This window comes from Streptococcus sp. GMD6S (assembly GCF_000297015.1).
This window is the reverse complement of record NZ_AJRH01000068.1, coordinates 1-5,699: the sequence shown is the minus strand read 5'-3', so window position 1 is coordinate 5,699 and position 5,699 is coordinate 1. Positions and strand designations below refer to the sequence as shown.

At 43.5% G+C, this 5,699-nt stretch carries 5 protein-coding genes and 1 pseudogene; all 6 read right to left on the bottom strand.

Translation table 11 applies throughout. The features are described 5' to 3' along the window. Nucleotides 1-170, bottom strand: a pseudogene (locus GMD6S_RS12315) (cardiolipin synthase); the annotation flags it as partial. Between the two features lie 135 nt (nt 171-305). Further along, complete coding sequence (locus GMD6S_RS07910; RefSeq protein ID WP_000141197.1) at nt 306-1,250, bottom strand: 3-oxoacyl-[acyl-carrier-protein] synthase III C-terminal domain-containing protein; 945 nt, start codon at nt 1,248-1,250, stop codon at nt 306-308. A gap of 14 nt (nt 1,251-1,264) precedes the next feature. Next, nucleotides 1,265-2,527, bottom strand: a complete 1,263-nt coding sequence (locus tag GMD6S_RS07905) for a F390 synthetase-related protein (RefSeq protein WP_000724365.1) — start codon at nt 2,525-2,527, stop codon at nt 1,265-1,267. Continuing rightward, nucleotides 2,505-3,320: an MBL fold metallo-hydrolase gene (locus GMD6S_RS07900; protein ID WP_000034634.1), complete on the bottom strand. Its 816-nt coding sequence runs from the start codon at nt 3,318-3,320 to the stop codon at nt 2,505-2,507. The genes GMD6S_RS07905 and GMD6S_RS07900 overlap by 23 nt, the downstream gene beginning before the upstream one ends. Further along, nucleotides 3,295-4,275 carry an NAD-dependent epimerase/dehydratase family protein gene (locus GMD6S_RS07895; protein WP_000757307.1) on the bottom strand — a complete coding sequence of 327 codons (981 nt, stop codon included), beginning with the start codon at nt 4,273-4,275 and terminating at the stop codon, nt 3,295-3,297. Before GMD6S_RS07895 ends, GMD6S_RS07900 begins: the two co-directional genes overlap by 26 nt. Before the next feature lie 3 nt (nt 4,276-4,278). After that, entirely contained in the window at nt 4,279-5,547 is a 1,269-nt protein-coding gene (locus GMD6S_RS07890; RefSeq protein ID WP_001226466.1) for a glycosyltransferase, read from the bottom strand. Nucleotides 5,548-5,699: the final 152 nt, after the last annotated feature.

Here is a 5,699-nt window from a genome sequence, read left to right as displayed (position 1 = left end):
ATCGATACAATAGTCGCTAAGCTCACTAAAATGACTAGGATAATCCAGACAATTGGAGCCATTTGCCCAAGATAGAGAAATAAACCAAAGACGATAAACAACTCTGCCAACATGATGGTAATACTAAAACCATATTTTGACATGAGTAGCTGCATTTTTCTAGCTGTCATACATCCCCTTCCTTTTCTAACATTCTCCTTAACTGCTTGATAAATTAATGTTTCTACTAGTATACCTCAGTTCAGGGGTAGATGGCAACCTTTTACCTTTGCTCAAGTTCCAGTCGTTCCGTGTTTAGATGATTATTACAATTTCAAAGCCAACATATTGACCGTCATACCAGCTGCAGTCCCCATAAGGTAGACGACATCTCCCTCCTTGATAAGTCCATGCTCCAAAGAATAAGCCAAGCCAAACGGTACAGAGACTGACACCATATTTCCATAGTCAGTGACGAGATTGAGGTACTGATCCTCAGCCACACCTAGTTTTTCCATGACCAAAGGAAGAGCACGACTTGCTTGGTGAGGAATGATATAGTCCACGTCTGCCAAGGCTAGCTGTGTTTTTTCTTGAAACTCTTCAAACATGACTGGGATTTTACGAGCAGACAAGAGGAGGATTTTCTTCCCCTTCATGTCAAACATATAGTTGGTCTTCGTCGCTTCAGAGTACTCTTTTGGTTGAAAAGAAGTCAGACCTCCACGAATCTCCGTATCGTGAGCCCCTTCTGACCAAGTACGTTGGAGACTAGCAATGACCCCTTTTTCCTGATGACTTTTTTGGAAAATAAAGGCTGCTGCCCCATCACTAAAGAGTTCAAAACTTTCTTTCTGCTTGGGATTGAGCCCTAAACTACCAACCTCACTAGACACAATCAAGACACGATTGTATTCGCCCGCCTCGATCAAGTGGGACATAGTCGATAGAGCAGAAATAAAGCTGGTACAGGTCGTATTGATATCCATAGCTGGAATAGAGAGTCCTTTTGCCACGCGCTCATGAATCAAGGCAGCAGTACAAGGAATAGGCTGAACTCCAACTGCACTAGCTGATACAAGGCAATCGATATCTTTAATATCTAAATTTGCATGTTCAAGCGCACGCTGAATCGCTACCTCTGCCAAGTCGAGTTGCGTTTCTTCATTTTCAACTACACGATAACGGGTCTGGTCTTTGAATTGGACGGTATGCTTGGGAAGGCAAACACCATAACCTGCGATTTCTACATGTCTTTTTACTTCTGTCATTGTCTTTTATCCTTTCATAAACGTTGGATTCGTTTGAGTTTACGGCTAGTATCCCAGTGATAATCTGAAAATTGGATTTGAGGAACTATGAACTCTTTTTGCTGGGCCAAGAGTTGGAACTGTGCTAAAATTGCTGTCTCTACGTCCTCATCTCGTCGGCTTAAACAAACTTCCACTAATTTCTCGGAATGTTGCTTAACTTGGTAATCTCCTACATTCTCCACAAAGAGGATGCAACGCCTGATAAAGTCTGGATAGATGGTTACCTGTCCCCCATTCTGCCCTTCAAAGTAGAAGATATCATCAGAGCGTCCTTCGACCTTGTCAATCCGTGTATAGTAGGAGCCACAGGGACAAGGCTCCGGATTTTCAACCAAGATATCATTGAGCTGGTAGCGATAAACAGGCTGACTACTTCGCTTAAAGTCCGTAATCACTGGATAAAAACGGCGGTCATCTAGATACTGCTTTTCCACAAAGATAATGTCTTCGTTGAGATGTAGATTTCCAGCTGAGCAAGTGCAGGCTAGGAAACCTTCTGTCGCCTGATAAACTTGGTCAATGATGGATAGTGAAAAGGCTTCTGCGATCCGTCCCCTATCACTATCTTCCAAGATTTCCGCCACCGAAACGATTTTTTGTGGGTGAATAGCTAACTCTCCATCCTTGAGACGCTTGCTCAATTCAATCAACATCGAGGCTGGCGCCACAATAATCGTTGGTTGATAGTTGTTGAGTCGCTCGATATGCTCATCTGTATGTTTGAAAATATCAAAATACTCTAGACGAATGAGCGCCGTATTGATGGTCTGATAGAGTTCATTATCAGCTCTCAGGAAAAAGGCGATGCGGTGTCCAAAAAGCTGACCCTTGGGCAACATCTTTGCCAAGATAGCTGCAGCCCACATACTTCGCTCTTTCTCTGTTGTGATAAAGAGCCCCCGATGTCCAGACGTCCCTGAAGACAGACCGACGGCTACTTCCCCTTTAAGTTCAGTGAAGTCACGGGTCTTCTCACTTTCAATAGCTAAGGATAAGGCTTCATCTCTATCCACTCCTTGGGTGTTGAGCTCATTAAAATGTTCCATCATAAAAGCCTTGTCCATATGGTCAAAGTTGCTAGGAATCCCATTTTTAAAGTAGGGAGACTCTCGCTTTAAAAAGTCCATATAGTTGGCTAATTGCTTTTTCTGATAGTTTTCTACAGCTTCTCGAGATTTGAAATGATGAAGCCAACGAGTTTGGATAAAGGTTTTAAGAAAGGTTATTTTTTTCATGTAAGATTGACTCTATCCTTTCTACAGGATCATGACTAACAACTACCTCAATACCGGCCTTTAAGACTTCCTCCAGAAACTCTGTCCCCCTGATATAGTCGGCCCTATTATCCTGGACCAAGGAAGGAATCAGGTGCATCTGCTTGGTGTAAGGTAAGAGGTCAATTCCCCAACAGAGGTCCGCTGCAATGAGGAGATTAAGGTCTGGAAAATATAGACAGGCTTGCCCCCTAGCATGCCCGTCAACAGAGGCTACTAGGATACTGCCATCTCCGAAAAGATCACAAATCGGACGATAGGGAAAAGTTGAAACTTGCTGGTCAGCTCTGATAATGGTTAGATTTTTCTCAAAAGAAGCTGGTAAAAACTCCTTGAAAATCAGGTCTTTCAACTTGGGTTTTTGGTAGACTTCATATACTTCTTTTGTCAAGATAAAGGTTGCACGAGGAAAGAAACTAGCTCCTCCCAGATGATCTGGATGTAGGTGTGATAGAAGAACATAGTTAATTTCTTCTGGTTTGATTCCCTTCGCTTCCAGCAAACGTGAAATCTGGTCCTTCTCCGTCATTTGAACGGGCGTTCCTAGCCGATAGAAACCATAGCGAAGCCGGGTCTTAATATCGTAATGATAGCCTGTGTCATAGAGGAGATAGCCCTTGTCCCTGTGTTTGATAAGAAAAACACCTGCTGGAAAGGTCATCTTTTGATTCTTAACTCCCTTAAATAGCAAACCTGTGTAGCTGGTACAATAGCCTGCTGGGAAATAATCAATGCTTTCGATAATCTTGGACATATTGTTCAATCCCTTCCGAAATACTGATCTGAGGGCGATAACCCAAGTCTCGCTCCGCCTTGCTGATGTCCAGCGTCTGACTATAACGGAGCAGATAATAGGTATAGCGTGTCAGTGGCGGTTCACCTTTGAGTTTTAATACCTTATACAGAAACTCTAAACTACTGGCAATAACTGAAAGAAGAGGAGCTGGCACTTTTCTGTATGTTATTGGATAACCCAACCCTCTCAAGGTTTCTTCTATCAAATCCTTAAAGGCTCTTGGTTCCCCATTGGTAATATTATAAACTTCGCCACTAGCTTGAGGGGCCTCTAGTGCCAAGCGAATTGCCAGAGCGACATTTTCCACACAGGTCATATCCATGAGCTGACGACCATCCCCTATCAAGGGAATGCCAATCTTCTGACTGAGTTTGAGAACTCGGGGCAAAATACTGGTATCCCCAATCCCAAAAAGCCCACGAGGTCGTAAGATAATACTCGGAACATCGGGATAGTCCTTAAACAGCTTCTCCGAAGCCAGCTTACTACGAATGTAGTTGTTCAGATTATTTTCCTGAGGCGCAGCACTTTCTTTGATAGCTAACTGATCTCGAGGCGCAGCATAGATGCTAGGCGAGGACACATAAACCAAACGCAGAATATCAGCCTCTCGGCAAGCATCCAGAACATACTTGGTCCCTAAGACATTTGTCTGGTAGAAATCCTCCCAAGGCCCCCAAACGGTAGAAAGAGCACCCGCATGCACAACCATGTCCATCCCCTGACAAACCCGAGCCAAGTCCTCTTGCTTGGTCAAATCTCCCTGAAAAAATGCCACAGAGGAGTTTTCTAAAGACTGACCCACATTGCGATTGCGTCCAAAAGCGCGTACCTGATAGCCCTGCTGACTAAGCTCTTCAACAACATACTTGCCTAGAAAGCCCGTAGCACCTGTCACCAATACTTTCTTCATTTTTTACTTCTCCTTGTCCCCTAAGAGCCGATGTATTTCGCTCTTCAGAATCTCTGTTGGCTGATAGATTTGAGCTGCACGACTAAGTCTGTTCAAGTCTGGCCAGTCATCTCTAGCCAACAACTCATCAAAGGCACGTCCAATCGCTTCCGTATCCTCTCGTTTAGCAGTCAAGGCAATCCCTGCCTCTAATCCACGAACTGCATAGTCATACTGATCATAGTCATGGGGGAGAATCAAGGCAGGCTTACCATAGATGATACACTGGTAAAAAATACCCGCACCACCATGATGAATCACATAATCCATCTGAGGAATGTACTCCTTATAGGGAAGATAGGATACCACAGAAACATTGTCCATGAGCTCTTCACATTGGAAGTCTTGTCCGCCAAACCCCAGAGTCACAAAGAAGTGGCAATCTGGATGTGCTTCTGCCAATTGTTGTGTCTGATAGAGGAGATTGTCTTTAGCCCATGCTAGCTGAGTGCCACAGGAGACAAGGACCTTCTTATAACCTGCATAAGGAGACAAATCGAGTGGATAATTTTCTGCCCTCTCAATCGAAGAGCCAAAAGGTCCCACCCAAAGGTAGTGCTCTGGAAAACCGCTTTTCAGCTCCAACTCTTTCATCCCAATTCCCAAGATGGAATAGGGTGAATAGATGGTTTCCTGACCTTTCTGATTGTAGAGCCTAAAATCGTAACGTTTCAATCGTTCTCTCAATAAAAAGCTTACGATTCGTTTCCCTAAACGAGTCCCTTTTCTTCCTAGCCATTGCAGACCAGATTGGAAAGATGTTTTTGGACTGCCCATTCCTCCAAAGAAACAAGGCGGTCCATCTGTCGTTTCAATGGCAAACTGTGTCGCCATCGTGGTAATCCAGGGAATGTTCAACTGTTCCGCAACAAGTCCTCCAGAGAGGGTTATAAAGTCCGCAATCACAATATCCGGTCTATTTTCCTGCCACTCTTGCACTAATTGATCTGAAACCACATTGATCAAATCAAGACTAGCTGACAACTGTCGATAAGCAGAAAACAGGTTTAATTGACCTTCATTGTTGGCTACACGCTCAAACTCATCTACACAATTTTCTAAAATGGGAATCACCCGGAATCCCATCTCCTCTGCTACAGTTTTTCGTTGCGGTCCTGTAAATAATCGAATCTCATACAAGGGATCCTTCAACAAGGGGGCAAGTAAATTCAGTGTTGGGAAGAGATGCCCACTCAAGGGAACTACAACCACATCAATTTTGATTTTTCTCATATGTCTAGGATAGCAAATTTTTAAAAAAAGAACTACCAAAATGATAGTTCTTTCCAATATTATTTATATTTTGAGGAACAAGTCCCGTCTACTCTACTTGATTTTTAGAAGAGTTCTTTGTAGAGAGCAATGGTTTCTTCTAAAGTTGGCAT

Bases quoted from the DNA above. Each gene is read 5' to 3' on its own strand.
- GMD6S_RS07910 (WP_000141197.1), bottom strand. From the start codon at position 1,250: ATGACAGAAGTAAAAAGACATGTAGAAATCGCAGGTTATGGTGTTTGC.
- GMD6S_RS07905 (WP_000724365.1), bottom strand. From the start codon at position 2,527: ATGAAAAAAATAACCTTTCTTAAAACCTTTATCCAAACTCGTTGGCTT.
- GMD6S_RS07900 (WP_000034634.1), bottom strand. From the start codon at position 3,320: ATGTCCAAGATTATCGAAAGCATTGATTATTTCCCAGCAGGCTATTGT.
- GMD6S_RS07895 (WP_000757307.1), bottom strand. From the start codon at position 4,275: ATGAAGAAAGTATTGGTGACAGGTGCTACGGGCTTTCTAGGCAAGTAT.
- GMD6S_RS07890 (WP_001226466.1), bottom strand. From the start codon at position 5,547: ATGAGAAAAATCAAAATTGATGTGGTTGTAGTTCCCTTGAGTGGGCAT.